Here is a 25,017-nt window from a genome sequence, read left to right as displayed (position 1 = left end):
GTGTTAAAAACAGCGTCAGGATACGCTATATCCAGTTTCTTTCAAACTTTCATTTGAAATCTGCCGGTTATGGTTTACGCCCGGTCGCTACAATATACACTTCACGCGAACGAGCGCGGGAAGAGTCCGGCTTACGAACTTTGACCTTCGTAAACAGGGAGCGAATTTCTCGAAGATACTCATCGAAGCCTTCGCCCTGGAACACCTTCACTACAAAACTACCACCTGGCGCTAATACATCACGAGACATTTCAAGCGCCAGTTCTACCAGATACATCGCCCGGGGAATATCCACCGCCGGTGTTCCGCACATATTCGGCGCCATATCGGACATGACCACTTGTACTTTACTGTCGCCTACTCGCTCAAGTAACGCTTTCAGGACTAATTCATCACGAAAGTCGCCCTGAAGGAAGTCCACACCAACGATTGGATCCATTGGTAAAAGATCGCAAGCGATGATGCGGCCGCTGTTGCCGATCTGCGTGACCGCATACTGCGACCAGCCCCCGGGAGCAGCGCCGAGGTCAACTATCGTCATCCCCGGCTTAAAAATTTTGTCACTTTGCTGTATTTCATCAAGTTTAAACCAGGCACGGGAACGTAACCCCTTTTTCTGTGCCTGTTGAACATATTTATCGCTAAAGTGTTCCTGAAGCCAGCGGCTTGAGCTGGCAGAACGCTTTTTACCTGTCATTTAACATTCCCGTTCGGGTTCATCGTACTTTACTGCGTAAAAATCGACGCGGTAGTTTGGCGATATATGGGAGATGGCGGTAGAATGACCCGTTTTCAATCCCAACGTAAGCAAAAAAATACGATGAATCTGAGTACTAAACAAAAACAGCACCTGAAAGGTCTGGCACATCCGCTCAAGCCGGTAGTTATGCTTGGCAACAATGGTTTGACCGAAGGGGTACTGGCCGAGATCGAACAAGCGTTAGGGCACCATGAACTCATCAAGGTGAAGATCGCCTCAGAAGATCGCGAAACTAAAGCCTTGATCGTGGAAGCCATCGTGCGCGAAACCGGCGCCTGTAACGTACAGGTCATCGGTAAAACGCTGGTTCTGTACCGCCCAACGCCAGAGCGTAAAATCTCGCTGCCACGCTAAGAATATCCTCAATCCCGACACAACTTTGTGTAAAACGAGGGATTTCTGTGGCCAGGCGAGCAAAATGCCATGCTCGTGACGTTGATAAAAGGCCGCTATGCGGCCTTTTTCCTTTCTTTACAATCTATAAACATCGTAGCGGGAAATACGCCTTACAGGTATTCAACCTTGGTAATTTCGTATTCCACTTCCCCACCCGGTGTACGGATAGTCACGACGTCATCCTGCTCTTTACCGATCAGACCACGGGCAATCGGCGAGTTCACGGAGATCAGATTCTGCTTAAAATCAGCTTCGTCATCGCCCACGATACGGTAGGTCTGTTCCTCGTCAGTATCGAGGTTCAGCACGCTGACAGTAGAGCCAAAAATCACCCGGCCATTGTTCGGCATTTTGGTGATATCGATAACCTGCGCATTGGACAGCTTCGCTTCGATATCCTTGATACGCCCTTCGCAGAAGCCCTGCTGTTCACGCGCGGCGTGATACTCGGCATTCTCTTTCAGATCGCCGTGTTCACGGGCCTCAGCAATAGCGGCAATGATTTCAGGACGACGCACAGACTTCAGATAATCCAGTTCTTCGCGCAGTTTTTCAGCGCCACGTAAGGTCATCGGAATCGCTTGCATTAGTTATACCTCTTTATCATTCCTTCAGGAAACGGATAGCTCCGCTCCGCCACCTGTCCTGTCCACGGGCAGGACACGAGCAAAAAGAAACCGACCCGGGAAACACTCCCCAGGTCAGCAGCAATTTTTCATTTGATAGGTATTTTACCCCGAAGTTCATTATGGGTCATCGTTTACTTTACTGGGCGTTGCACCGTAGTATGACGGCCTGGCTTCAGGTTGTTAGCGCGAGATTATGCGATTTCCCAGATTTATCATCGGATTGACTGCCGGTATAGCGCTTAGCGCTCAGGCGGCGAATATTGACGAGTACATCACCCAGCTTCCCGCCGGTGCGAACCTTGCCTTTATGGCGCAAAAGGTCGGCGCATCGACGCCGGAAATCGACTATCACAGCCAGCAAATGGCGCTTCCGGCCAGTACGCAAAAGGTCATCACCGCGCTGGCGGCCCTGCTGCAGCTGGGTCCCGATTTTCGTTTCACCACCACGCTGGAAACCAAAGGCTCACTGGACGGCGGCGTGCTGAAAGGCGATCTGATCGCCCGCTTCGGCGGCGACCCGACGCTGAAGCGGCAGGATATTCGCAACATGGTGGCGACGCTGAAAAAAGCTGGCGTGCAGCGTATCGACGGCAATGTGCTTATCGATACCTCGGTCTTCGCCAGCCATGATAAAGCGCCGGGGTGGCCGTGGAACGACCTGACGCAATGCTTCAGCGCTCCACCTGCGGCGGCGATTGTCGACCGCAACTGCTTCTCGGTCTCGCTGTATAGCGCGCAGAAGCCGGGCGATCTCGCCTTCATTCGCGTCGCCTCCTATTATCCGGTCACCATGTTCAGTCAGGTTCGCACCCTGGCGCGTGGCTCATCGGAAGCCCAGTATTGCGAACTGGACGTGGTGCCGGGCGACCTCAATCGCTATACCCTCACCGGCTGCCTGCCGCAGCGTAGCGAACCGCTGCCGCTGGCCTTCGCGATACAGGATGCCGCCAGCTACGCCGGGGCGATCCTTAAAGCGGAGCTGAAGCAGGCGGGGATCGCCTATAGCGGCACGCTGCTGCGTCAGACGTTGGCCAATGAGCCCGGCACGGTATTAGCCACCACCCAGTCGGCGCCGCTGCACGATCTGCTGCGGATCATGCTGAAAAAATCCGACAACATGATTGCGGATACCGTTTTTCGTACCATCGGTCATGCCCGGTTCGGCGTACCAGGGACCTGGCGGGCAGGATCCGATGCCGTACGTCAGATCCTGCGTCAACAGGCTGGGGTTGATCTCGGCAACACCATCATCGCCGACGGCTCTGGCCTGTCGCGCCACAACCTGATCGCCCCGGCGACCATGATGCAGGTGTTGCAGTATATCGCCCAGCACGACACCGAGCTCAACTTCATCTCTATGCTGCCGCTGGCGGGCCATGACGGCTCGCTGCAGTATCGCGCCGGCCTCCATCAGGCGGGCGTCGATGGCAAAGTCTCGGCGAAAACCGGGTCGCTGCAGGGGGTTTATAACCTTGCGGGCTTCATCACTACCGCCAGCGGGCAAAAGGTGGCCTTCGTTCAATACCTCTCCGGCTACGCCGTGGAACCAGCCGATCAGCGTAACCGCCGCATACCGTTGGTGCGCTTTGAAAGCCGGCTTTATAAAGATTTGTACCAGAACAACTAAAAACAAAAGGGCCGCATCAGATGCGGCCCTTTTTGATCCAGAGAAGTCAGGATTAACGTTTGTAGATGAATTCAACGCCTTCTTCGTCGTCTTCGTCCCAGTCGTCATCCCAGTCTTCGTCATCTTCCACTTCGGCTTCGGCCTCTTCAAGCTGCTGACGGTGATAGTCGTCCCACATAAACTCGACTTTCTCCGGCTTCTGCTCTTCTTCCGCCTGCACGATGGGGTTTTCGATGATGAAGGTCATCACGTCCCAGCACAGATCTTTTACGCCCTGCTGGCTGGCGGCGGAGATCAGGTAGAATTTCTCTTCCCAACCCAGCGCTTCAGCAATCGCCTTCGCTTTAGCTTCGGCTTCCGCTTTGTCCATCAGGTCAATCTTGTTAAAGACTAACCAGCGCGGTTTGGAGGCCAGCTTCTCGCTGTATTTCTCCAGCTCGCCGATGATGATGCGCGCGTTCTCAACCGGATCGGAACCGTCGATAGGCTCGATGTCGATCAGGTGCAGCAATACGCGGCAGCGCTCAAGGTGCTTGAGGAAGCGGATGCCGAGGCCTGCGCCTTCCGCTGCGCCTTCAATCAGCCCCGGGATATCGGCGACCACAAAGCTCTTCTCATTGTCCATACGCACCACGCCCAGGCTTGGCACCAGGGTGGTAAACGGATAGTCAGCCACTTTCGGCTTGGCGGCGGAGACCGCACGGATGAAAGTGGATTTACCGGCGTTCGGCATCCCCAGCATTCCGACGTCCGCCAGCAGCATCAGCTCCAGCTGCAGGTCGCGCTTATCACCCGGCGTACCCATGGTCTTCTGACGCGGCGTACGGTTAACGGATGATTTAAAACGGGTGTTGCCCAGACCGTGCCAGCCGCCCTTCGCCACCATCAGACGCTGACCGTGTTTGGTCATATCGCCCATGGTCTCGCCGGTGCCCTGGTCGATAACCCGGGTCCCGACCGGCACTTTTACCGTCACGTCTTTACCACGCTTACCGGTACAGTCGCGGCTCTGGCCATTCTGCCCGCGTTCGGCGCGGAAAGATTTTTCAAAACGGTAGTCGATCAGGGTATTCAGGTTTTCGTCCGCTTCCAGCCAGACATCGCCGCCGTCACCGCCATCGCCGCCGTCCGGGCCGCCTTTCGGAATATATTTTTCGCGGCGGAAGCTTACGCAACCATTGCCGCCGTCACCTGCTACGACCAGGATCGTTGCTTCATCTACAAACTTCATTTTACTCTCCGTAAATCATTCGCCTGAGCGGGGCAGCGGTACTACCGCCTCTCGCTTACGCCAACGTCCCCAAAGACGATGACCGATGGCGGAATACATCGCGCCCGCAACCACGACAAACGCACCGAGATAACCAATCAGGTTTAACATCGGTCTGGCGAAAACATCGGGCCAGGCCATTGATAATAAATCAGAAAACAGTAGCGTAAACAGTGGCGTCAAAGTGATTAACGCGCTGACCTGCGCCGCCTGCCAGCGCGCCATGGCTTCCGCCAGCGCCCCGTAGCCGACCAGGGTATTCAGCCCGCAAAAAATCAGGCATGCCAGTTGCCAGCTGCTTAACCGGGATATCACCCCAGGCTCAGCGAGCGGCAGTAATGCAATCGTACATAAAGTGTACAGCAAAAATAGTATCTGCTGTGATGCCAGACGGCGCAATAACACCTTTTGCGCGACGCCGTAGCTTACCCACACCGTGGCGGCAGCAACGCCGAAAATTACCCCCCACGTGTAGTCTGTCAGGCGGGTAAAGATTTCAATCAGGCTAGTGTTGAAGAACATCACCAACCCGCTGAGCAGCATCAACGCGCCCACCACCTGGGTGCCGCGCATACGCTCTTTCAGAATCACGACGCTAGCCACCATCATGCCTACCGGCGATAGCTGGCCGATGACCTGAGAAGCCGTGGGGCTGAGATACTGCAGGGAAGAACTGAACAGGATGAAGTTACCGAACAGGCCGCCGGTGGCAATCGCTAATAAGACCAGCCAGCGCGGCTTGCGAAAAATTCGCAGCGGCGGCAGTTTGCCTTTGATCGCGAGGATCGCGCCAAGACCAATACTGGCCATCAGGAAGCGATAAAACACCACCGTTGGCGGCGCCATCACCTCAAGAACCTGCTTCATTGCAATCGGCAACGCTCCCCAACACATCGCGGTGGTAAGCGCCAGAATAATGCCAATCCCAGCCTGCTGCTTCATGCCTGTTTCCCTGCAAAAATTTTCCGGTAGACGAATGTAAAAAGCCCCGCAACGTGTTGCGGGGCTTTCATCCGTTACCGGGACGCGAAAAACTTATTCAGCAACGATGCTGATGAATTTACGGTTTTTCGGGCCTTTAACTTCGAACTTGACTTTACCGTCAGTCAAAGCGAACAGAGTGTGGTCACGGCCGCAACCAACGTTGGTGCCAGCGTGGAATTTGGTACCACGTTGACGAACGATGATGCTACCTGCCAGAACTGCTTCACCGCCGAAACGTTTTACGCCCAGACGTTTAGCTTCTGAATCGCGACCGTTACGAGTCGAGCCGCCAGCCTTTTTATGTGCCATTTAAATCTACTCCTCAGGTCTTAGGCGCTGATGCCAGTGATTTTCACATCAGTGAACCACTGACGATGGCCCTGCTGCTTACGATAGTGTTTACGACGACGAAACTTAACGATTTTAACTTTCTCGCCACGACCGTGAGCAACAACTTCAGCTTTGATTACGCCGCCCTCAACGAAAGGAACGCCGATCTTGATTTCTTCACCGTTTGCGATCATCAGCACTTCAGCGAACTCAACAGCTTCGCCAGTTGCGATGTCCAGCTTTTCCAGGCGAACGGTCTGACCTTCGCTTACTCGGTGTTGTTTACCACCACTTTGGAAAACCGCGTACATATAAAACTCCGCTTCCGCGCACCTCTTCGTGTGATTCAGAGTGCGCTATAAATATTCACAATAGGGCGCGAATATTACGCAAAACGCGAGCCTTTGACAAGAGCGATTAGCGATCAATGCAGAAAAAAAACACAACTTTCACGACAACGTTTATCTACGGCAATTTTTCAGTACAATCATAACTTCTTTTAATTCTGTCTTAATCCTTCTGTGATCCCACCTGGATTCATGGTAACAGGACATTTGGCCCGGCTTTTGCGATGAATTTAGAAAAAATCAATGAGTTAACCGCGCAAGATATGGCGGGTGTCAATGCGACGATTCTTGAGCAACTCAACTCCGATGTTCAGCTTATCAATCAGTTAGGCTATTACATCGTCAGCGGCGGCGGCAAACGCATTCGCCCGATGATTGCTGTGCTCGCCGCCCGCGCGGTGGGCTATCAGGGGAGCGCGCATGTCACCATTGCTGCGCTGATTGAATTTATTCATACCGCCACCCTGCTGCATGACGACGTCGTCGATGAGTCTGATATGCGTCGCGGCAAAGCCACGGCAAATGCGGCGTTTGGCAATGCCGCCAGCGTGCTGGTCGGCGATTTTATCTATACCCGCGCCTTTCAGATGATGACCCAGTTGGGCTCGCTGAAGATCCTCGAGGTCATGTCGGAAGCGGTGAACGTCATTGCCGAAGGCGAAGTGCTGCAGCTGATGAACGTCAATGACCCGGATATCACGGAAGAGAACTACATGCGCGTCATCTACAGCAAGACGGCGCGTCTGTTTGAGGCTGCCTCGCAGTGTGCGGGATTACTGGCCGACTGCACTGCGGAAGAAGAGCGCGCGTTGCAGGATTATGGCCGCTATCTCGGCACCGCTTTCCAGCTGATCGACGATTTACTCGATTACAGCTCCGACGGAGAGCGGCTTGGTAAAAACGTCGGTGACGACCTCAACGAAGGCAAACCGACGCTACCGCTGCTGCACGCCATGCACCATGGTACCGCCGATCAATCGGCGATGATTCGCGGGGCAATCGAGCAGGGCAACGGCCGCCATCTGCTGGATGCCGTCCTGGAAACGATGGCTGCCTGCGGTTCGCTGGAATGGACGCAGAAACGTGCCGAAGAAGAAGCTGACAAAGCGATTGCCGCGCTGCAGGTTCTCCCTGACACCCCCTGGCGTGAAGCCTTGATCGGGCTGGCGCATATCGCGGTTCAGCGCGATCATTAATCCCCTCCCCCTTCCCGCGCAATGCGCGGGAAAGTTCCAGTAAAAACCCATTCCCTACCGTAAATTTCCGGATACCTTGATACATTCTGAATATTCCGGCGCTTTAACAGAACTTGTTAGAACCTTACCTGGTGCGCGGGTATAGTGTCCCCGTCGCCCATATGGGCCGATCAGGATCTTTATCACCAGGAGAATTTATGGATAAGTTCATCGACTGGCATCCCGCAGATATTGTTGCGGGATTACGTAAACGGGGAACATCGCTGGCGGCAGAGTCGCGACGGCACGGTCTGAGTTCTTCAACGCTGGCGAACGCCCTGACCCGCCCCTGGCCGAAAGGCGAATTAATCATCGCCACGGCGCTGGATACACAGCCGTGGGTCATCTGGCCGTCACGCTACCATGATCCGGTAACGCATGAGTTTATCGACAGAACGCAGATGATGCGTCAAAAGAAGATGGACAAGTGATGTGATTGTTCGACAAGGACCCGGGATAGACGCCCGGGCCCTGACAGGATGCGGTTACTCGCCTTTCACGCGCTGAATATTGGCACCCAGCGCCTGCAGTTTGTCTTCGATACGCTCATAGCCACGATCGATATGATAGATGCGATCGACGATGGTGGTTCCCTCAGCGATACAACCTGCCAGCACGAGGCTCGCCGAGGCACGCAAATCGGTCGCCATCACCTGCGCGCCCGAAAGCTGCTCCACGCCGTGACAGATCGCGGTATTGCTCTCGATCTCCGCGTGGGCGCCCATACGGATCAGTTCCGGAATGTGCATAAAGCGGTTTTCAAAGATCGTTTCGGTGATCACGCCGGTCCCTTCCGCGACCAGGTTGAGCAGCGTGAACTGGGCCTGCATATCGGTCGGGAAGCCCGGATGCGGCGCGGTACGCACGTTAACCGCTTTCGGACGGTTGCCGTGCATATCAAGGCTGATCCAGTCTTCGCCCGTTTCGATGTCCGCTCCGGCGTCGCGCAGCTTCGCCAGTACGGCGTCCAGGGTATCTGGTTGCGCGTGACGGCAGAGGATCTTGCCGCCGGAAATGGCTGCGGCAACCAGGAAGGTCCCGGTTTCAATACGGTCCGGCAGAACGCGGTAAACGCCGCCGCCCAGACGCTGCACGCCTTCGATGGTGATGCGATCGGTGCCCTGGCCGCTGATTTTTGCGCCCAGCGCGTTAAGGAAGTTCGCGGTATCGACGATCTCCGGCTCGCGAGCGGCGTTTTCGATAATCGTCGTCCCCTCGGCGAGGGTCGCTGCGCTCATGATAGTGACAGTGGCGCCGACGCTCACTTTATCCATCACGATATGCGCGCCTTTCAGACGACCATTGACCGAGGCTTTAACATAACCTTCTTCCAGTTTGATCTCGGCGCCCAGCTGTTCCAGCCCGCTAATATGCAGATCGACCGGACGCGCGCCGATGGCGCAGCCGCCAGGCAGAGAGACTTGTCCCTGACCGAAACGCGCCACCAGCGGGCCCAGCGCCCAGATGGAGGCGCGCATGGTTTTCACCAGATCGTACGGAGCACAGAATACATCGACCGGGCCGGCGTCAATCCACACCGAACCATTGCGCTCTACCTTCGCGCCCAGCTGACTCAGCAGCTTCATGGTGGTATCGATGTCTTTCAGCTTAGGTACGTTCTGGATCTCTACCGGCTCTTCGGCAAGCAGCGCGGAAAAGAGGATTGGCAGGGCGGCGTTTTTTGCACCGGAGATGGTGACTTCGCCCTGAAGGCGAGTCGGCCCCTGAACACGGAATTTATCCATTGATTCTGTTCTCTATTAAAAATTCACATACGCTGCAGGGGATCCCCCACAGCTTAGAAGCCATTTAGTTTGCGGTCTCGCGCCCACTCCTGCGGAGTAAAGGCCTTGATCGACAGCGCATGGATGCGGTTGTCAGCAATATATTCCATCAGCGGCGCGTAGACGCTCTGCTGCTTTTTAACCCGACTCATGCCATCGAACATCTCACCCACAGCAATAACCTGAAAGTGGCTGCCATCGCCAGAGACGTGGACTTCCTGGAGGGGGAGTGCGTTCATCAGCACGGTCTGAATTTCATGATTTTCCATGGGCTCAAATTTATCTGATAGTGAAAACAGCCCAACATCTTAGAGGAAAGTGGCGCGGTCTTAAACAAGCAAAAAGCCCCGGCGAAAAGATTGCCGGGGCTTTCGGAATAGCTTCAGCGCTAAGGCACTGAAAAGATTATGGGATCATATCAGCAGGCAGGTTGTAAAGACCGACCAGCGTTTGCAGATTTTCGCTCTTGCCGATCAGCTGCGCTTCCCGGCCCTGGCGGCGAATCAGCGCGACAAAATGCACTAACAGCGCCAGGCCCGCCGTGTCCACGCGCGTGGTCTGGCTGAGATCGATGATCGCTGTCCCCGCCGTCGCCTGGGCGCGTGCCTCCCAGAGCGGGACCAGCAGATCCTGATCCAGCTCTCCGTGCAGCGCCAGCGTCTCGCCATCACGAGTCCAGCTCAGCTGCCCGCTCATTATTTTTTCTGTTCCAGGGTGATCGGCTGAGCGGAGATCGCTTTCAGCTGCGCGGTCAGGCCATCAACGCCCTTGGTACGCAGCAGATCGCTCCACTCATTTTGTTTGGTGGTGATCATGCTGACCCCTTCTGCGATCATATCGTAGGCCTGCCAGTTGCCGGTCTGGGTGTTTTTACGCCACTGGAAGTCGAGACGTACCGGCGGACGGCCATTCGGGTCGAGGATGGTGACGCGGATTGGAATGATGGTCGCGCTGCCCAGCGGCTGTTCAGGGGCAATCTGGTAGGTCTGACCGTGGTACATGGCCAGCGCCTGGCCATAGGCCTGCTTCAGGTATTCACGGAAGGCGGCAAAATAGGCTTCACGCTGCGCCGGGGTGGCTTCTTTGTAATAGCGGCCCAGCACCAGCGCGCCGGCATACTTCACCTGCACATACGGCAGAAGCTCCTGGTCGACGATGTCGCGCAGATAGTTAGGGTTGGCCTTGATCTTCGGCTGTTCATTCTTCAGGCGATCGAAGGTTTTCTGCGCCGCTTCATTCATCAGCTTATACGGATTGGACTGGTCTGCCGCCTGGACCGCGGTCAGCGGGGCAATCACCAGCATGGCGACCATGAGTAAGCGTTTAAACATATCGTATTTCTCCTGAAATTAATGCGTCGTGCCGGCTGCCGGCGTCGCGTCAGTATGACCTTCTGCCTCGGCCTTATCATTGCCAGAATTCTGATTGTCGCCGCCCTTGCTGTTATAAAGGAACTGACCAATCAGATCTTCCAGCACCATGGCGGACTTGGTGTCCTGGATAGTACCGCCGTCTTTAAGGATAGTCGTCCCGAGGTCCGGGTCTTCAAAACCGACGTTCAGCGCCAGATACTGCTCGCCCAGCAGGCCAGAGGTGCGGATCGCCAGCGAACTGGTATCGGGGATATGGTTGTAGCGCTCATCAATATCGAGCTCCACGCGCGGCAGATAGGTTTTCGGGTCGAGGGTGATGTCCGCCACGCGGCCAACAACCACACCGCCGATGCGCACCGGCGAGCGCGCTTTCAGGCCGCCGATATTATCGAAGGTCGCGTAAAGACGGTAAGTCGGCTCGGTACGTAACGAGGTGACGTTTGCAGCCTTCAGGCAGACAAACAGCGCCGCCAGCAGCGCCACCAGTAAGAACACCCCTACCCAGATTTCATTTTTTTTCGTTTGCATGAACTCAATTCCCAAACATCAGCGCAGTCAGCACAAAATCCAGCCCCAGAACCGCCAGCGACGCATGCACCACGGTGCGCGTAGTCGCCCGGCTAATCCCGGCGGAAGTGGGGATAGCGTCATAACCATTGAATAACGCAATCCAGGTTACCGTAATGGCGAATACCAGGCTCTTAATCAGGCAGTTCACCAGATCCATTCGCCAGTCGACGGCATTTTGCATCGCGGTCCAGAAAAAACCACCGTCAATGCCCTTCCAGCTCACGCCCACCAGCGCGCCACCCCAGATCCCCACCGCGACGAAGATAATCGTCAGCAGCGGCAGCGAAATGACGCCGGCCCAGAAACGGGGAGAAATGACGCGGCGCAGCGGATCCACCGCCATCATCTCCATACTGGAGAGCTGTTCCGTGGCCCGCATCAGGCCAATCTCGGCGGTCAGCGCCGACCCGGCGCGACCGGCAAACAGCAGCGCGGCGACCACCGGCCCCAGCTCGCGCAGCAGCGACAGCGCCACCAGCATGCCAAGACTGGTCTCTGCGCTGTAGGTGGTTAAGACCAGATAACCCTGCAGTCCGAGCACCATACCGATAAACAGGCCCGATACAATGATAATCAGCATCGACAGAACGCCGACGTTGTAGAGTTGACGAACCAGCAGCGGCGCGTGCTTGCGAAACTCTGGTTTGCCGACAACGGCGTTAAACAGCATTAATCCGGCGCGTCCAAAGGTCGCGGTGGTTTTAATACCGCGATGGCCTAGCGCGGCCAGCGCATTAAACAGCATCAGTCGCTCAACTCCCTATGCCTAATAAATCATGGTGATAGTCGCCAGCCGGATAACGGAACGGCACCGGACCGTCGGCAATACCATCAATGAACTGACGAACCCGAGGGTCGGCATTCTCCCGTAGCGACTGGGCGCTGCCGTGGGCGACAATCTTTTTATCCGCCACGATATACGCATAGTCCGCGATGCTCAGCACCTCAGGCACATCATGCGAAACCACGATGCAGGTGACGCCCAGCGTGCTGTTGAGTTCAGAAATCAGCTTCACCAGCACGCCCATGGTGATGGGATCCTGCCCGACGAACGGTTCGTCGAACATAATGAGATCCGGCTCCAGGGCGATGGCCCTCGCCAGGGCGGCGCGGCGCGCCATGCCGCCGGAAAGCTCGGAGGGCATTAACTTCGCCGCACCGCGCAGCCCCACCGCCTCCAGCTTCATCATCACCGTCGTATGCAGCAGCGCAGGCGGCAGATGCGTATGTTCGCGCAGCGGGTAGGCGACGTTGTCAAAAACATTGAGGTCGGTAAACAGCGCCCCGGACTGGAACAGCATGCTCATCCGCTTACGCACCGTGTACAGACGTGAACGGGTCATCTGCGGCACGTTCTCGCCATCGAACAGGATCTCTCCCCTGTCCGGCGGGATCTGTCCGCCGATCAGGCGTAACAGGGTAGTCTTGCCGATCCCCGAAGGTCCCATAATCGCAGTAATTTTACCGCGCGGCACCGACAGCGAGATGTCGTCGAAGATCACGCGATCGCCGCGAGAAAAGCGGATACCGCGCACTTCAACTAAATTCGCCTGAGTTTGGCTCATAAAATCATCCTTACTAAGCACCTGATGGGCAAGCATCGCCCTTTCTTACGCCACAATCACAACATTTTTACAGAATCTTACCTGCACAGGTTAGCGAAAGCTGGCATTTGTTTTACTTTTGGCACGCATAAAGTCAAAATTAAGAATTCGTTACGCTGCGTAGGGATAACCCAGCGAGGCGACGATTATACCTGAAGAAAGGACTTTAGATGCTCTTAGCGACGGCTCTGTTAATTATTGGTTTATTGCTGGTTGTCTACAGCGCCGATCGTCTGGTCTATGCCGCATCCATCCTTTGTCGCATGTTGGGGATCCCGCCGCTGATCATCGGTATGACGGTGGTGAGTATTGGCACCAGCCTGCCAGAGATCATGGTTTCCACCGCGGCCTCGCTGCATGGGCAGACCGATCTGGCGGTGGGCACCGCGCTCGGCTCCAATATCACCAATATTCTCCTGATCCTCGGTCTGGCTGCCTTACTCAGGCCATTTACCGTGCATTCTGATATTCTGCGCCGCGAATTACCGCTAATGTTGCTGGTCAGCGTGCTGGCGGGGCTGGTGCTCTATGATGGTCAACTGTCCCGTCTCGACGGCCTGTTTTTACTGGCGCTGGCGCTGCTATGGCTGCTGTTCACCATCAAGATCGCCCGTCTGGCGGAACGCCAGGGAAGCGATAGCCTGACCCGCGAACAGCTGGCGGAACTGCCGCGTGAAGGGTCGCTGCCGGTCGCTCTGCTGTGGTTAGGGGTGGCGATGATCGTCATGCCGATGGCCACCCGCATGGTGGTGGATAACAGCACGGTGCTGGCAAACTATTTTGCCATCAGCGAACTGACCGTCGGCCTGACGGTAGTGGCGATAGGCACCAGCCTGCCGGAGCTGGCCACCGCCATCGCCGGGGCGCGCAAAGGGGAAGATGACATTGCCATCGGCAATATCATCGGCGCGAATATCCTCAATATTGCGCTGGTGCTGGGTTTGCCGGCGCTGATCGCGCCGGGAGCCTTTGCGGCGGAAGCCTTTACCCGCGACTATGGCGTGATGTTGCTGGTCAGCCTGATCTTCGCGGTGCTGTGCTGGCGCCGTAGGCAGCAGCCGGGACGACTGGTTGGCGCGCTGCTGGTCGGTGGTTTTGTGGTTTGGTTGGCGATGCTGTTCTGGACAGCGCCGCTCTTCGTTGAATGACTCGGGATAACATCATGTCGCAAATAGATTTGCCCACGGATTTTGACTTTCAACAGGCCGGCCGTCAGGTGCTGGAAATTGAACGTGAAGGTCTGGCCCAGCTCGATCAATATATAAATGAAGATTTCACCTGCGCCTGCGAAACGATTTTCCGCTGCGGCGGGAAAGTCGTGGTGATGGGGATGGGCAAATCCGGTCATATCGGCCGCAAAATGGCGGCAACCTTCGCCAGTACCGGCACGTCGGCATTTTTTGTCCACCCTGGCGAAGCCGCGCACGGCGATTTGGGCATGGTTACGCCGCAGGACGTGGTGATTGCGCTGTCGAACTCCGGCGAATCGAACGAAATCCTCGCGCTGATCCCGGTCCTGAAACGCCAGCAGGTGAAGCTTATCTGCATCACCAGCCGGCCTGAAAGCAGCATGGCGCGCGCGGCGGATATCCATCTGTGCGTGAAAGTGCCGAAAGAGGCTTGTCCATTAGGGCTGGCCCCCACCTCCAGCACCACCGCCGCGCTGGTGATGGGCGATGCCCTCGCCGTCGCCCTGCTGGAGGCTCGCGGCTTTACCGCTGAGGATTTCGCTCTCTCGCATCCGGGCGGCGCACTCGGTCGTAAGCTGTTGCTGCGCGTCAATGATATTATGCATACCGGTGATGAGATCCCGCACGTCGGCCTGCAGGCCACCCTGCGCGATGCGCTGCTGGAAATCACTCGTAAAAATTTAGGTATGACCGCTATCTGCGATGACGACATGAACATCATCGGTATCTTTACCGACGGTGACCTGCGCCGGGTCTTCGACACCGGCGTCGATATGCGCGATGCCAGCATTGCCGACGTCATGACCCGGGGAGGGATCCGCATCCGTCCCGGCACCCTCGCGGTGGATGCGCTAAACCTGATGCAATCCCGTCATATCACCTGCGTGCTGGTTGCCGATGGCGACCATCTGCTGGGTGTGGTACATATGCACGATCTCCTGCGCGCGGGCGTAGTGTAAGTAAGGAAAAAATAATGAATAATGCTGATGCTCAGTTAGCGACCTGCTATGGGCCGGTAAGCCAGACGTTTCTCGATCGCGCGGCTAAGATCCGTCTACTGATCCTCGATGTCGACGGTGTATTATCCGACGGGCTTATCTATATGGGTAATCACGGCGAGGAGCTGAAAGCGTTCAACGTCCGCGATGGCTATGGTATCCGCTGCGCGCTGACCTCTGGCATTGAAGTGGCGATTATTACCGGACGAAAAGCTAAACTGGTAGAAGATCGCTGTCAGACGCTGGGCATTACGCATTTGTATCAGGGGCAGTCGGACAAGCTGCTGGCGTTCCGCGATCTCATTGACAAACTGGGCGTGCGGCCAGAGGAAGTCGCCTACATCGGCGACGATCTGATTGACTGGCCGGTGATGGCCGAAGTGGGCCTCAGCGTCGCCGTCGCGGATGCGCATCCGCTGCTGCTGCCGCGCGCCGATTACATCACCCGGATTAATGGCGGACGCGGCGCGGTACGCGAAGTCTGCGATTTGTTACTATTGGCGCAGGGCAAGCTGGATGAGGCCAAAGGGCAATCAATATGAGTAAAACCAGACGTTGGGTTATCATTTTACTGTCGCTGCTTGCGCTGATCCTCATCGGCCTGAATCTGGCGAATACGGACGACACGGCCCAGCCGGAGGTCAATCCCAACGACCCGACGTATAAAAGCGAACACACTGACACCGTGGTGTACAGTCCGGAAGGCGCCCTGAGCTATCGGCTGATCGCCGAGCACGTGGAGTATTTTTCCGATCAGGAGGTCTCCTGGTTTACCAAACCGGTGATGACCACCTTTGATACCAATAAGGTGCCGACCTGGTCAGTCAGGGCTGATAAAGCGAAGCTGACAAATGACCGGATGCTCTATCTTTACGGGCATGTTGAGGTGAATGCGCTCGCGCCAGACTCTCAACTGCGCAAAATTACGACGGATAACGCCCAGATAAATCTGGTAACGCAGGACGTTACCTCCGATGACATGGTGACGTTATACGGCACCACATTTAATTCCAGCGGCCTGAAAATGCGTGGAAACCTTCGCAGCAAAAATGCCGAGCTGATTGAAAAGGTGAGAACCTCTTATGAAATTCAGAACAAACAAACTCAGCCTTAAGATTGCGCTCGCCGGCGCGTTACTGGCCGCCAGCCTGCCGGCCCTCGCCAAGACGGGCGATACCGATCAGCCGATCCATATCGAATCCGATCAGCAGTCGCTGGATATGCAGGGCAACGTCGTCACCTTCACCGGTAACGTGGTCGTGACTCAGGGGACGATCAAGATTAACGCTGATAAAGTGGTAGTCACCCGTCCGGGCAATGAAAAAGGCAAAGAGGTGATCGAAGGTTTCGGTAACCCGGCCACCTTCTACCAGATGCAGGATAACGGCAAACCGGTAAAAGGCCGGGCGTCGAAAATGCGCTATGAGCTGCAGAACGATTACGTCGTGCTGACCGGCAACGCGTACCTTGAACAGCTCGACAGCAACATCAAGGGCGACAAGATCACCTATCTGGTGAAAGAGCAAAAAATGCAGGCCTTCAGCGACAAAGGTCGACGCGTCACCACCGTTCTGGTGCCGTCCGAGCTGCAGGACAAAAGCGGCAACCAGCAAAAGAAGAGTAACTAATCCGTTATGGCAACCTTAACTGCGAAGAATCTCGCTAAAGCGTATAAAGGCCGCCGCGTGGTGGAAGATGTCAGTCTCACCGTTAACTCGGGGGAGATTGTCGGCTTGCTCGGCCCCAACGGCGCCGGTAAAACCACCACCTTCTACATGGTGGTCGGGATTGTGCCGCGCGACGCGGGCAATATCATCATTGATGACGAAGACATCAGCCTGCTGCCGCTGCACGCGCGCGCGCGCCGGGGGATCGGCTATCTGCCGCAGGAAGCCTCGATTTTCCGTCGCCTGAGCGTCTATGACAACCTGATGGCGGTCCTGCAGATCCGTGACGATTTGAGCAGCGAACAGCGGGAAGATCGCGCCAAAGAGCTGATGGAAGAGTTTCATATTGAGCACCTGCGCGACAGCCTCGGTCAGGCGCTCTCCGGTGGCGAACGCCGCCGCGTCGAAATCGCTCGCGCGCTGGCGGCAAACCCGAAATTTATTCTTCTGGATGAACCCTTTGCCGGCGTGGATCCGATCTCGGTTATCGATATCAAACGCATCATTGAGCATTTGCGCGACAGCGGCCTCGGCGTACTGATTACCGATCATAACGTCAGAGAGACGCTCGCCGTCTGCGAACGCGCGTATATTGTCAGTCAGGGACACCTTATCGCTCATGGTACACCGCAGCAGATCCTCGAAGATGAGCAGGTTAAGCGCGTGTATCTTGGGGAAGACTTCAGACTCTGATAGGGTAGAGGTTACAGACGTTTTAGCCGGAGATATTTACCCTGAACATGAAGCAAGGTTTGCAATTAAGGCTTAGCCAACAGCTTGCCATGACGCCGCAGCTGCAGCAGGCGATTCGTTTGCTGCAGTTGTCCACGTTAGAACTCCAGCAAGAGCTCCAGCAAGCGCTGGAAAGTAACCCGTTGCTTGAGCAAACCGATCTTCACGACGAGGTAGAGGCGAAAGAGGTGGAGGACCGCGAGTCTCTCGATACCGTCGACGCGCTTGAGCAAAAAGAGATGCCCGACGAGCTTCCTCTCGATGCCAGCTGGGATGAAATCTATACCGCCGGTACGCCGTCAGGCAACGGCGTGGACTATCAGGACGACGAACTCCCCGTTTATCAAGGCGAGACCACCCAGACGCTGCAGGATTACCTGATGTGGCAGGTCGAGCTGACGCCCTTCACCGATACCGACCGCGCCATCGCCACCTCCATTGTCGACGCCGTCGACGATACAGGCTACCTCACCGTTCAGATTGAAGATATCGTCGACAGCATCGGCGATGAGGAGATCGGCCTCGAAGAAGTGGAAGCCGTCCTGAAGCGCATCCAGCGTTTCGATCCGGTTGGCGTCGCGGCGAAAGATCTGCGCGACTGCCTGCTGATCCAGCTCTCGCAGTTCGCCAAAGAGACGCCATGGCTGGAAGAGGCCCGGCTGATTATCAGCGATCATCTCGATCTTCTGGCCAACCATGATTTCCGCACTCTGATGCGGGTGACCCGCCTGAAAGAAGAGGTGCTGAAAGAGGCGGTAAATCTGATCCAGTCCCTGGATCCCCGTCCTGGCCAGTCCATTCAAACCAGCGAACCGGAATATGTCATTCCCGACGTGCTGGTGCGCAAGGTCAGCGGCCGCTGGACCGTGGAGCTCAACGCCGACAGCATTCCACGGCTGAAAATTAATCAGCAGTATGCGGCAATGGGCAACAGCGCCCGCAATGACGCCGACGGCCAGTTCATTCGCAGCAATCTTCAGGAAGCCCGCTGGCTGATCAAAAGTCTTGAAAGCCGCAACGATACCCTGCTTCGCGTCAGCCGCTGCATCGTAGAACAGCAGCAGGCTTTTTTCGAACAGGGTGAAGAGTATATGAAGCCGATGGTGCTGGCCGATATCGCCCAGGCCGTCGAGATGCATGAATCGACGATTTCCCGTGTCACCACGCAAAAATATCTGCACAGTCCGCGCGGTATTTTTGAACTGAAGTATTTCTTCTCCAGCCATGTTAATACCGAAGGCGGCGGCGAAGCCTCGTCGACGGCGATTCGCGCGCTGGTGAAGAAACTCATCGCCGCGGAAAACCCCGCGAAGCCGTTGAGCGACAGTAAGCTCACCTCCATGTTGTCCGAGCAGGGTATCATGGTCGCGCGCCGCACTGTCGCGAAGTACAGAGAGTCTTTATCCATCCCGCCGTCAAACCAGCGTAAACAACTGGTCTGACACAACCGATAAGGAAGACACTATGCAGCTCAACATTACAGGACACAACGTCGAGATCACTCCCGCGATGCGCGACTTCGTCACGGCGAAGTTCAGCAAGCTGGAACAATTTTTCGACCGGATCAATCAGGTCTATATTGTGTTAAAAGTAGAGAAAGTGACGCAAATTGCGGACGCGAATCTGCATGTCAACGGTGGCGAAATCCATGCCAGTGCGGAAGGGCAGGATATGTATGCGGCTGTCGATGGTCTTATCGACAAGCTGGCAAGGCAGTTAACGAAGCATAAAGATAAACTAAAACAACACTAATTGTCCGGGCCCCCCTGCGTCCGCCGTCAGTGAACATCGGCGACGGGCGCGGGGCGCTCAGGTGAAATTATGATGAACAACGATTCGGCTCTACAACTGAGCAACGTCCTGAACCAGGAATGTACCCGTAGCCAGGTTCACTGCCAGAGCAAGAAGCGTGCTCTGGAAATCATTAGCGAACTGGCCGCCAAACAGTTAAGTTTGCCGCCGCAGGTGGTGTTCGAAGCGATCCTCACCCGCGAAAAAATGGGCAGTACCGGGATTGGCAATGGTATCGCCATTCCCCACGGAAAACTGGAAGAGGATACGCTGCGTGCTGTCGGCGTTTTTGTCCAGCTGGAAACCCCCATCGCCTTCGACGCGATCGACAATCAGCCTGTCGACCTGCTGTTCGCGCTGCTGGTGCCGGCCGATCAGACAAAAACCCACCTGCATACGCTCTCCCTGGTGGCCAAACGGCTGGCCGACAAAGCGATTTGTCGTCGCCTGCGCGCGGCGCAGAGCGATGAAGAGTTGTATGAGATCATCACCGAAGCAGGAAGCAGCGATGACGCATAACGGCAGTCGCACCTTATCCTTTATCGTACTGAGGAGAAACGGTACATGGTACTGATGATCGTCAGCGGCCGCTCGGGCTCGGGTAAATCCGTCGCTCTGCGAGCGCTGGAAGATATGGGCTTTTACTGCGTGGATAACCTGCCGGTCGTGCTGCTGCCCGATCTGGCACGGTCGCTGGCTGACCGCAATATTTCGGCGGCCGTCAGCATCGACGTGCGGAACATGCCGGAATCACCGGAGATCTTCGAGCAGGCCATGAAAAACCTGCCGGAGTGCTTTTCGCCGCAGCTGCTGTTTCTCGATGCCGATCGCAACACGCTGATCCGTCGATACAGCGACACCCGTCGCCTGCATCCGCTGTCGAGCAAGAATTTGTCGCTGGAAAGCGCCATCGACGAAGAGAGCGATCTGCTGGAGCCCCTGCGCTCGCGGGCCGACCTGATTGTCGATACCTCGGAGATGTCGGTTCACGAGCTGGCGGAAATGTTGCGCACCCGGCTGCTGGGTAAACGTGAACGCGAACTGACCATGGTCTTCGAATCCTTCGGCTTTAAGCACGGTATCCCGATCGATGCCGATTACGTCTTTGACGTGCGCTTTCTGCCAAACCCGCACTGGGATCCGAAGCTGCGTCCTATGACCGGTCTGGATAAACCGGTGGCCGCCTTCCTCGATCGGCACACCGAAGTGCACAACTTTATTTACCAGACCCGGAGCTATCTTGAGCTATGGTTACCGATGCTGGAGACCAACAATCGCAGCTATCTGACGGTGGCCATTGGCTGTACCGGCGGTAAACATCGTTCGGTTTATATTGCTGAACAACTGGCTGACTACTTCCGCTCGCGCGGCAAAAACGTACAGTCTCGTCATCGGACGCTGGAAAAACGTAAATCATGACCGTAAAGCAGACCGTTGAAATCACCAATAAGCTGGGCATGCACGCCCGCCCGGCGATGAAGCTGTTCGAACTGATGCAGAATTTCGATGCCGAGGTGTTGCTGCGCAACGATGAAGGCACGGAGGCGGAAGCCAACAGCGTCATTGCCCTGCTGATGCTGGACTCGGCGAAAGGACGGCAGATAGAGGTGGAGGCCAGTGGTCCGCAGGAAGTGGAAGCCCTCGCCGCGGTGATTGCCCTGTTTAATGCCGGGTTTGACGAAGATTAAACGTGATGCTTCCCGGCGACGGACGACTGGCGACTGTACCAGCCCCGGCGCCGGATTAACTCGCTAATAGAGCTTATGCTCACGCATGAACCCTTCCCCACCCAGCTGTCGCATCTGACGTAAGATCCAGGCCTGGCGGTTGCGCACATAGCCCGAAGGCGCGTCGGCGCGATAGCGGATCGGGTTTGGCAGCACCGCGGCCAGCAGAGCCGCTTCCCCCGACGTCAACTGGCTGGCGGGCTTATGAAAATAGCGCTGGGCGGCCGCTTCCACGCCAAAAATCCCATCGCCAAACTCAGCAATATTCAGGTAGACGGTCAGGATCCGCTTTTTACTCCACACGGTTTCCATGCCGACGGTCAACCCGGCTTCCAGCCCCTTGCGCAGCCAGCTACGTCCATCCCACAGAAACAGGTTTTTCGCCGTCTGCTGCGACAGCGTTGATGCGCCGCGAATGCGGGTATCGTGACGCTCATTGTGCGCCAGCGCCTTTTCTATCGCCGGGACGTCAAACCCCCAGTGTTCCGGGAACTTCTGATCTTCGGCGGCAATCACCGCCAGCCCCATCCACGGGGAGATGTTATCCATGGCGACCCAGTCGGAGTGCGCCAGATAGTGGACATCTCCGGACAGCCAGGCGCTAACCTGCCGCTCAAGCATGACCGCCGAAAAGGGCACCGGCAGCACGCTAAACAGCGCGATCCCCCCGCCCCAGAAGACGGCGGCGATCAGCAGCAGACGCAGCGCCAGTCGTTTAAGCAGCGCGAAGGGCGCAATGCGGAGCTTCATGCGCTCAGCGCCAGCACGCGGGCGACCAGTTTTTCGATCCCGGTAGCGGTTTGCGCAATATTCTCCGCCAGCATATACGCCGGAGTGGTAACCACTTTGTTCTCTTCATCCACCACGATGTCGTCGACCGGGCAAGGCACATGCTCCGCCCCCATCTCCTCCACCACATCGGCGGTGTCGAGATCGGTCCCGATAGTCATTCGCAGCGGAAACGCAAAGATCTTCGGCAGCAGCGCCGGAGCGATGCACATAAAGCCCAGCGGCTTGCCGGCCTGATGCATCGCCAGCGTCAGGGCCCGCAGGTCGCGGTCCACCTCGCATTCGCTGCCCTCGGCGGCGAAGCTGCTTAAGTTTTTCGCCGCGCCGAAGCCGCCGGGGACGATCAGCGCGTCCAGCGTCTCCTCACGCGCCTGCGCCAGCGGCAGGATGTCGCCGCGGGCGATGCGCGCCGCTTCAACCAGCACGTTGCGTTGCTCGGTCAACGGTTCGCCCGTCAGATGGTTGATGACGTCGCGCTGCGGTTTATCGGGCGCAAAGCAGACCGCCTGCGCGCCGTTGCGCGCGATCGCCAGCAGGGTAATCACTGCCTCATGAATTTCACTGCCGTCGTACACGCCGCAGCCGCTCAGTACCACACCAATTTTTTTCATCGCCTTCGCTCCTTCATGCAACTCGCTGAAACCAGTCAAAAATGTCGATTTACTCGCTATGCTTCACATATTTTACTGATTCATGTAACAAATTAGTTAAGCTTTGCTATCTTAATGAGCGAGCAATCCACTTCTCAGGTTGCGCCACGTAACAACATCACTCAAATCACACTGGCTCAACCACCAGTTCCCTGGTGTTGGCGCAGTATTCGCGCACCCCGGTCTGTCCGGGGTCATTTTTTCCCGGCCTTCGCCACCCACGCCTTCAGAACCGCCACGTCGTTTTGCCACTCGGATTTCATCTCTTCAACCCATTCAGCGACATTATCAGACCAGGCAGGCAGGTCCGGCGTCTGGATCTGCTGACCCAGCTGCTGGATGTGGCGCAGGCCAATAGAGCCCGCAGCCCCTTTGATCTTATGCCCCTCTTCAACGATCCCTTTTTGATCCCGGGCGGTGAGATTAGACTCAAGGACGGACATATAGCCCGGCATCATCTTCTCAAACACCGCGAGGCCATCGTTGATAAGCTTCGGTCCCACCAGTTCGATATATTGCTCAAGCATATCGGTATCCAGCACCGCATCGGCTTTATGCCGATCGGTCGCCGGCGCTTCCTGCGCCTCCTCTTCCGGCGCATCCCAGAATTTTTTAATCATGGCCGTCAGCGCCGGCACCGATAGCGGCTTGCTCAGCACATCGTCCATGCCGGCATCCAGATACTCTTTCTTATTCTTCAGCACGTTGGCGGTCAGGGCCACCAGCGGCGGCAGCTCATCCGCGGCAAAATTCTGTTTTAGCTGACGAGAAATATCCAGTCCCGTCATATCCGGCAGCTGGATATCCAGCAGCACCAGGTCGTACTCGCCAGGCTCAAACATCTCCAGCGCGGCTTTGCCGGTCATCGCGACATCCACGCTGTTGCCCAGCTTTTCCAGCACCGAGCGCGCCACAATGACGTTGAGCTCAATATCTTCCACCAGCAGGACGTTGAGCGCCGGTAATGGCATGTCGTCTTCCGCCAGCGTATCTTCCACTTCTTCCGCAATGGCAGGCGCATGGACGGTGAGCGTAAAGGTCGCCCCTTTACCCGGCTGGCTGGTGACGCTGATATCGCCGCCCATATTGCGCGCCAGGCGACGCGATACGGCAAGGCCAATCCCGGTGCCGGTGGCGGGTTTGCCGCCGTGGCTGTCTTTGACCTGGTAATACATGGCGAATATTTTGTCCTGCTCCGCTTCAGGAATACCAATCCCGGAGTCTTCCACTTCGAAGTGCAGGATATCGCCTTCGTCATAGCGCACGCGGACGTTCACCCCTCCGCCCTGTGGGGTAAACTTCACGGCGTTGCTGATAAGATTCCACAGGATTTGCCGCAGGCGGGTGCCATCGGTGATCACCTTGTGCGGCAGCGGCAGGCTCGGCTCCAGCACAAAGCGCAGTCCCTTCTGCTGCGCCTGCAGACCGGAAAGGTTTTCCAGGTCGGCAAGGAAGCTGGTGAAGTCCACCGGCTGGTTATCGAGCTGCACCTTACGGCGCTCCATTTTATCCATGTCGATAATATCATTGAAGATATTCCCCAGCGTCACCGCTGAGACATGGATGGTTTTCAGGTATTTTTCCTGCTCGCTGGTCAGTTCGGTATCCAGCAAAATTCGGCTCAGCCCGACAATCCCGTTCAGCGGGGTACGCAGCTCATGGCTGATGGTGGAGATGAAGGTGGTTTTATCCCGGCTGGCGCGTTCGAGGGCGTCCTGATAGCGTTTTCGTTCGGTGATATCGCGTCCGAAGCCCATCAGACCACGACGCTTACCGACGCGATCGTAGTACGGGACCTTGCGGATTTCGAAGCACGCTTTACGGCCATCGGGATAGTCCAGCCACTGCTCATAGGTCAGCGATACATTGTGGCGGAACACCTTCTCATCGGTTTCCAGCACCTTTTCCGCCGCCTCTTCGCTATAGACATCCTGCGGTTTGAGGTGGATCAGCTGTTTCTCGCTTTTGCCGGTCAGCAGCTCCATCGCCCGGTTACAGCCGGAAAACTCTTTATCCTCATTGCGGTAGAAGACCAGGTCCGGGGAGGCATCGAGGAAAGAGCGCAGAAAGGAGGATTGCTGTTCGAGCTGGATCTGCGTCTCTTCACGCTCTTTCATCTCGATCTTCAGCTGCTCGAGGGTGGTCTCACGCTCGGCTTCCGCCTTTTCACGTTCGCCAATCTCCTGATTCAACTGTGCGATATTGTCTTTCAGCTGCACGTTCAGCTTCAGATCGCGCTCACGCATCTCCTCCAGTTTCTCCACCAGCCGCGAAAGACGCTGGCGGGACTCTTCAAGCTGCTCCACCACCACCGAGAGAAAATAGACCGCCCACGGGGTGATCAGTAGACCGAAGAAGATAGAGCGGATAACGTCGATGCTTTCAACCTGGCCATGCAGCACCATGGTGACCGCCATCTGTACCACGATGGCCAGCACCACCAGCGCAAGTGCCAACAGCATTGAAAAGCGGACCAGACCCAGCTTCATCATCAGGTCGACATAATACTGCGCCAGCATACGAATTTGCTTCATAGGGGATTCCTTCACGACAACTCCGCACAA

The 25,017-nt window shown here is 56.4% G+C and carries 31 protein-coding genes; 15 read left to right on the top strand and 16 right to left on the bottom strand.

All coding sequences use genetic code 11. The annotated features are described in order from the left end of the window. Nucleotides 1–67: 67 nt before the first annotated feature. A complete protein-coding gene (gene rlmE, locus ABLV52_RS05730) occupies nt 68–697 on the bottom strand; it encodes a 23S rRNA (uridine(2552)-2'-O)-methyltransferase RlmE (RefSeq protein WP_008806638.1) in 630 nt (209 codons plus the stop codon). A 123-nt stretch (nt 698–820) separates the two neighbouring features. Here rlmE and yhbY point away from each other — a divergent pair, with 123 nt between their 5' ends. Further along, nucleotides 821–1,114, top strand: coding sequence for a ribosome assembly RNA-binding protein YhbY (gene yhbY, locus ABLV52_RS05725; RefSeq protein WP_002918374.1), 294 nt, complete (start codon nt 821–823; stop codon nt 1,112–1,114). A 152-nt stretch (nt 1,115–1,266) separates the two neighbouring features. Here yhbY and greA read toward each other — a convergent pair whose 3' ends face one another. Beyond that, entirely contained in the window at nt 1,267–1,743 is a 477-nt protein-coding gene (greA, locus tag ABLV52_RS05720; RefSeq protein WP_002918375.1) for a transcription elongation factor GreA, read from the bottom strand. A gap of 235 nt (nt 1,744–1,978) precedes the next feature. Between greA and dacB the strand changes: the two genes are divergently transcribed. Then, nucleotides 1,979–3,412 (top strand): serine-type D-Ala-D-Ala carboxypeptidase, encoded by a 1,434-nt coding sequence (gene dacB / locus ABLV52_RS05715; protein WP_060589659.1) that lies wholly within the window; start codon nt 1,979–1,981, stop codon nt 3,410–3,412. Nucleotides 3,413–3,464: 52 nt separating this feature from the next. Here the strand turns inward: dacB and cgtA are convergent, their stop codons facing one another. The 4 genes from cgtA to rplU all read right to left on the bottom strand — a co-directional run bounded on the left by cgtA (nt 3,465) and on the right by rplU (nt 6,307). Continuing rightward, nucleotides 3,465–4,643, bottom strand: a complete 1,179-nt coding sequence (cgtA, locus tag ABLV52_RS05710; RefSeq protein WP_004206186.1) for an Obg family GTPase CgtA — start codon at nt 4,641–4,643, stop codon at nt 3,465–3,467. Nucleotides 4,644–4,658: 15 nt separating this feature from the next. Then, complete coding sequence (locus ABLV52_RS05705; protein WP_004206187.1) at nt 4,659–5,624, bottom strand: DMT family transporter; 966 nt, start codon at nt 5,622–5,624, stop codon at nt 4,659–4,661. Between the two features lie 93 nt (nt 5,625–5,717). Next, entirely contained in the window at nt 5,718–5,975 is a 258-nt protein-coding gene (gene rpmA / locus ABLV52_RS05700; protein WP_002434222.1) for a 50S ribosomal protein L27, read from the bottom strand. A gap of 20 nt (nt 5,976–5,995) precedes the next feature. Then, a complete protein-coding gene (gene rplU, locus ABLV52_RS05695; RefSeq protein ID WP_002918379.1) occupies nt 5,996–6,307 on the bottom strand; it encodes a 50S ribosomal protein L21 in 312 nt (103 codons plus the stop codon). A gap of 260 nt (nt 6,308–6,567) precedes the next feature. Between rplU and ispB the strand changes: the two genes are divergently transcribed. Both ispB and sfsB read left to right on the top strand, forming a co-directional pair. Next, a complete protein-coding gene (ispB, locus tag ABLV52_RS05690) occupies nt 6,568–7,539 on the top strand; it encodes an octaprenyl diphosphate synthase (RefSeq protein ID WP_023291123.1) in 972 nt (323 codons plus the stop codon). A gap of 197 nt (nt 7,540–7,736) precedes the next feature. Beyond that, nucleotides 7,737–8,009: a DNA-binding transcriptional regulator SfsB gene (gene sfsB / locus ABLV52_RS05685; protein WP_004206189.1), complete on the top strand. Its 273-nt coding sequence runs from the start codon at nt 7,737–7,739 to the stop codon at nt 8,007–8,009. A 54-nt stretch (nt 8,010–8,063) separates the two neighbouring features. Here sfsB and murA read toward each other — a convergent pair whose 3' ends face one another. The 7 genes from murA to mlaF form a co-directional block, all read right to left on the bottom strand. Next, nucleotides 8,064–9,323, bottom strand: coding sequence for a UDP-N-acetylglucosamine 1-carboxyvinyltransferase (gene murA / locus ABLV52_RS05680; RefSeq protein WP_023291124.1), 1,260 nt, complete (start codon nt 9,321–9,323; stop codon nt 8,064–8,066). Nucleotides 9,324–9,376: 53 nt separating this feature from the next. Continuing rightward, nucleotides 9,377–9,631, bottom strand: a complete 255-nt coding sequence (gene ibaG / locus ABLV52_RS05675) for a BolA family iron metabolism protein IbaG (protein ID WP_004144910.1) — start codon at nt 9,629–9,631, stop codon at nt 9,377–9,379. A 136-nt stretch (nt 9,632–9,767) separates the two neighbouring features. Beyond that, nucleotides 9,768–10,058 carry a lipid asymmetry maintenance protein MlaB gene (gene mlaB / locus ABLV52_RS05670; protein WP_023291125.1) on the bottom strand — a complete coding sequence of 97 codons (291 nt, stop codon included), beginning with the start codon at nt 10,056–10,058 and terminating at the stop codon, nt 9,768–9,770. After that, nucleotides 10,058–10,693, bottom strand: coding sequence for a phospholipid-binding protein MlaC (gene mlaC / locus ABLV52_RS05665; protein ID WP_023291126.1), 636 nt, complete (start codon nt 10,691–10,693; stop codon nt 10,058–10,060). Before mlaC ends, mlaB begins: the two co-directional genes overlap by 1 nt. Before the next feature lie 18 nt (nt 10,694–10,711). Further along, entirely contained in the window at nt 10,712–11,263 is a 552-nt protein-coding gene (gene mlaD / locus ABLV52_RS05660) for an outer membrane lipid asymmetry maintenance protein MlaD (protein ID WP_004206195.1), read from the bottom strand. A 4-nt stretch (nt 11,264–11,267) separates the two neighbouring features. Then, on the bottom strand, nt 11,268–12,050 hold the full coding sequence (gene mlaE / locus ABLV52_RS05655; protein ID WP_004150949.1) for a lipid asymmetry maintenance ABC transporter permease subunit MlaE: 783 nt from the start codon (nt 12,048–12,050) through the stop codon (nt 11,268–11,270). Nucleotides 12,051–12,057: 7 nt separating this feature from the next. Continuing rightward, the gene (gene mlaF, locus ABLV52_RS05650; protein WP_004206196.1) at nt 12,058–12,870 is read right to left on the bottom strand and encodes a phospholipid ABC transporter ATP-binding protein MlaF; all 813 of its coding nucleotides are present in this window, start codon (nt 12,868–12,870) and stop codon (nt 12,058–12,060) included. 209 nt (nt 12,871–13,079) lie between these two features. Between mlaF and ABLV52_RS05645 the strand changes: the two genes are divergently transcribed. The 11 genes from ABLV52_RS05645 to npr all read left to right on the top strand — a co-directional run bounded on the left by ABLV52_RS05645 (nt 13,080) and on the right by npr (nt 20,975). Beyond that, nucleotides 13,080–14,057 carry a calcium/sodium antiporter gene (locus ABLV52_RS05645; protein ID WP_023291127.1) on the top strand — a complete coding sequence of 326 codons (978 nt, stop codon included), beginning with the start codon at nt 13,080–13,082 and terminating at the stop codon, nt 14,055–14,057. Nucleotides 14,058–14,071: 14 nt separating this feature from the next. Then, nucleotides 14,072–15,058: an arabinose-5-phosphate isomerase KdsD gene (gene kdsD, locus ABLV52_RS05640; protein ID WP_348890134.1), complete on the top strand. Its 987-nt coding sequence runs from the start codon at nt 14,072–14,074 to the stop codon at nt 15,056–15,058. 14 nt (nt 15,059–15,072) lie between these two features. Continuing rightward, the gene (gene kdsC, locus ABLV52_RS05635; protein WP_072420650.1) at nt 15,073–15,639 is read left to right on the top strand and encodes a 3-deoxy-manno-octulosonate-8-phosphatase KdsC; all 567 of its coding nucleotides are present in this window, start codon (nt 15,073–15,075) and stop codon (nt 15,637–15,639) included. Further along, entirely contained in the window at nt 15,636–16,211 is a 576-nt protein-coding gene (lptC, locus tag ABLV52_RS05630; protein ID WP_002918413.1) for an LPS export ABC transporter periplasmic protein LptC, read from the top strand. Before kdsC ends, lptC begins: the two co-directional genes overlap by 4 nt. Next, nucleotides 16,180–16,725 carry a lipopolysaccharide ABC transporter substrate-binding protein LptA gene (gene lptA, locus ABLV52_RS05625; protein ID WP_002918415.1) on the top strand — a complete coding sequence of 182 codons (546 nt, stop codon included), beginning with the start codon at nt 16,180–16,182 and terminating at the stop codon, nt 16,723–16,725. The genes lptC and lptA overlap by 32 nt, the downstream gene beginning before the upstream one ends. A gap of 6 nt (nt 16,726–16,731) precedes the next feature. Then, nucleotides 16,732–17,457 carry an LPS export ABC transporter ATP-binding protein gene (gene lptB / locus ABLV52_RS05620; protein WP_004206203.1) on the top strand — a complete coding sequence of 242 codons (726 nt, stop codon included), beginning with the start codon at nt 16,732–16,734 and terminating at the stop codon, nt 17,455–17,457. A 47-nt stretch (nt 17,458–17,504) separates the two neighbouring features. Then, complete coding sequence (gene rpoN, locus ABLV52_RS05615; protein ID WP_004206204.1) at nt 17,505–18,938, top strand: RNA polymerase factor sigma-54; 1,434 nt, start codon at nt 17,505–17,507, stop codon at nt 18,936–18,938. A 22-nt stretch (nt 18,939–18,960) separates the two neighbouring features. Beyond that, nucleotides 18,961–19,248, top strand: a complete 288-nt coding sequence (gene hpf, locus ABLV52_RS05610; RefSeq protein WP_004206206.1) for a ribosome hibernation promoting factor — start codon at nt 18,961–18,963, stop codon at nt 19,246–19,248. Nucleotides 19,249–19,317: 69 nt separating this feature from the next. Then, complete coding sequence (ptsN, locus tag ABLV52_RS05605) at nt 19,318–19,806, top strand: PTS IIA-like nitrogen regulatory protein PtsN (protein WP_004144926.1); 489 nt, start codon at nt 19,318–19,320, stop codon at nt 19,804–19,806. Nucleotides 19,807–19,851: 45 nt separating this feature from the next. Further along, on the top strand, nt 19,852–20,706 hold the full coding sequence (rapZ, locus tag ABLV52_RS05600) for an RNase adapter RapZ (protein ID WP_004206208.1): 855 nt from the start codon (nt 19,852–19,854) through the stop codon (nt 20,704–20,706). Next, nucleotides 20,703–20,975: a PTS phosphocarrier protein NPr gene (gene npr / locus ABLV52_RS05595; protein WP_002918431.1), complete on the top strand. Its 273-nt coding sequence runs from the start codon at nt 20,703–20,705 to the stop codon at nt 20,973–20,975. Before rapZ ends, npr begins: the two co-directional genes overlap by 4 nt. A gap of 63 nt (nt 20,976–21,038) precedes the next feature. On the opposite strand, the gene mtgA is transcribed toward npr, so the two are convergent. The 3 genes from mtgA to arcB all read right to left on the bottom strand — a co-directional run bounded on the left by mtgA (nt 21,039) and on the right by arcB (nt 24,987). After that, nucleotides 21,039–21,764: a monofunctional biosynthetic peptidoglycan transglycosylase gene (gene mtgA, locus ABLV52_RS05590; protein WP_348890133.1), complete on the bottom strand. Its 726-nt coding sequence runs from the start codon at nt 21,762–21,764 to the stop codon at nt 21,039–21,041. After that, nucleotides 21,761–22,414, bottom strand: coding sequence for an isoprenoid biosynthesis glyoxalase ElbB (gene elbB, locus ABLV52_RS05585; protein ID WP_060589657.1), 654 nt, complete (start codon nt 22,412–22,414; stop codon nt 21,761–21,763). Before elbB ends, mtgA begins: the two co-directional genes overlap by 4 nt. 233 nt (nt 22,415–22,647) lie before the next feature. Next, entirely contained in the window at nt 22,648–24,987 is a 2,340-nt protein-coding gene (arcB, locus tag ABLV52_RS05580) for an aerobic respiration two-component sensor histidine kinase ArcB (protein WP_064155360.1), read from the bottom strand. Nucleotides 24,988–25,017: the final 30 nt, after the last annotated feature.

The sequence above is a fragment of the Klebsiella sp. GB_Kp056 genome (assembly GCF_040064755.1).
Taxonomy (GTDB): Bacteria; Pseudomonadota; Gammaproteobacteria; order Enterobacterales; family Enterobacteriaceae; genus Klebsiella; species Klebsiella quasipneumoniae.
The sequence above is the reverse complement of the archived record's forward strand: the minus strand, read 5'-3'. Positions and strand labels throughout refer to the sequence as shown.

Bases quoted from the DNA above. Each gene is read 5' to 3' on its own strand.
- lptB (WP_004206203.1), top strand. From the start codon at position 16,732: ATGGCAACCTTAACTGCGAAGAATCTCGCTAAAGCGTATAAAGGCCGC.
- rplU (WP_002918379.1), bottom strand. From the start codon at position 6,307: ATGTACGCGGTTTTCCAAAGTGGTGGTAAACAACACCGAGTAAGCGAA.
- rlmE (WP_008806638.1), bottom strand. From the start codon at position 697: ATGACAGGTAAAAAGCGTTCTGCCAGCTCAAGCCGCTGGCTTCAGGAA.
- ABLV52_RS05645 (WP_023291127.1), top strand. From the start codon at position 13,080: ATGCTCTTAGCGACGGCTCTGTTAATTATTGGTTTATTGCTGGTTGTC.
- mlaD (WP_004206195.1), bottom strand. From the start codon at position 11,263: ATGCAAACGAAAAAAAATGAAATCTGGGTAGGGGTGTTCTTACTGGTG.
- ptsN (WP_004144926.1), top strand. From the start codon at position 19,318: ATGATGAACAACGATTCGGCTCTACAACTGAGCAACGTCCTGAACCAG.
- ispB (WP_023291123.1), top strand. From the start codon at position 6,568: ATGAATTTAGAAAAAATCAATGAGTTAACCGCGCAAGATATGGCGGGT.
- rpoN (WP_004206204.1), top strand. From the start codon at position 17,505: ATGAAGCAAGGTTTGCAATTAAGGCTTAGCCAACAGCTTGCCATGACG.
- lptA (WP_002918415.1), top strand. From the start codon at position 16,180: ATGAAATTCAGAACAAACAAACTCAGCCTTAAGATTGCGCTCGCCGGC.
- rapZ (WP_004206208.1), top strand. From the start codon at position 19,852: ATGGTACTGATGATCGTCAGCGGCCGCTCGGGCTCGGGTAAATCCGTC.
- ABLV52_RS05705 (WP_004206187.1), bottom strand. From the start codon at position 5,624: ATGAAGCAGCAGGCTGGGATTGGCATTATTCTGGCGCTTACCACCGCG.
- elbB (WP_060589657.1), bottom strand. From the start codon at position 22,414: ATGAAAAAAATTGGTGTGGTACTGAGCGGCTGCGGCGTGTACGACGGC.
- yhbY (WP_002918374.1), top strand. From the start codon at position 821: ATGAATCTGAGTACTAAACAAAAACAGCACCTGAAAGGTCTGGCACAT.
- greA (WP_002918375.1), bottom strand. From the start codon at position 1,743: ATGCAAGCGATTCCGATGACCTTACGTGGCGCTGAAAAACTGCGCGAA.
- lptC (WP_002918413.1), top strand. From the start codon at position 15,636: ATGAGTAAAACCAGACGTTGGGTTATCATTTTACTGTCGCTGCTTGCG.
- mlaF (WP_004206196.1), bottom strand. From the start codon at position 12,870: ATGAGCCAAACTCAGGCGAATTTAGTTGAAGTGCGCGGTATCCGCTTT.
- cgtA (WP_004206186.1), bottom strand. From the start codon at position 4,643: ATGAAGTTTGTAGATGAAGCAACGATCCTGGTCGTAGCAGGTGACGGC.
- dacB (WP_060589659.1), top strand. From the start codon at position 1,979: ATGCGATTTCCCAGATTTATCATCGGATTGACTGCCGGTATAGCGCTT.
- arcB (WP_064155360.1), bottom strand. From the start codon at position 24,987: ATGAAGCAAATTCGTATGCTGGCGCAGTATTATGTCGACCTGATGATG.
- kdsD (WP_348890134.1), top strand. From the start codon at position 14,072: ATGTCGCAAATAGATTTGCCCACGGATTTTGACTTTCAACAGGCCGGC.
- mlaC (WP_023291126.1), bottom strand. From the start codon at position 10,693: ATGTTTAAACGCTTACTCATGGTCGCCATGCTGGTGATTGCCCCGCTG.
- sfsB (WP_004206189.1), top strand. From the start codon at position 7,737: ATGGATAAGTTCATCGACTGGCATCCCGCAGATATTGTTGCGGGATTA.
- kdsC (WP_072420650.1), top strand. From the start codon at position 15,073: ATGAATAATGCTGATGCTCAGTTAGCGACCTGCTATGGGCCGGTAAGC.
- mlaE (WP_004150949.1), bottom strand. From the start codon at position 12,050: ATGCTGTTTAATGCGCTGGCCGCGCTAGGCCATCGCGGTATTAAAACC.
- rpmA (WP_002434222.1), bottom strand. From the start codon at position 5,975: ATGGCACATAAAAAGGCTGGCGGCTCGACTCGTAACGGTCGCGATTCA.
- mtgA (WP_348890133.1), bottom strand. From the start codon at position 21,764: ATGAAGCTCCGCATTGCGCCCTTCGCGCTGCTTAAACGACTGGCGCTG.
- murA (WP_023291124.1), bottom strand. From the start codon at position 9,323: ATGGATAAATTCCGTGTTCAGGGGCCGACTCGCCTTCAGGGCGAAGTC.
- ibaG (WP_004144910.1), bottom strand. From the start codon at position 9,631: ATGGAAAATCATGAAATTCAGACCGTGCTGATGAACGCACTCCCCCTC.
- hpf (WP_004206206.1), top strand. From the start codon at position 18,961: ATGCAGCTCAACATTACAGGACACAACGTCGAGATCACTCCCGCGATG.
- npr (WP_002918431.1), top strand. From the start codon at position 20,703: ATGACCGTAAAGCAGACCGTTGAAATCACCAATAAGCTGGGCATGCAC.
- mlaB (WP_023291125.1), bottom strand. From the start codon at position 10,058: ATGAGCGGGCAGCTGAGCTGGACTCGTGATGGCGAGACGCTGGCGCTG.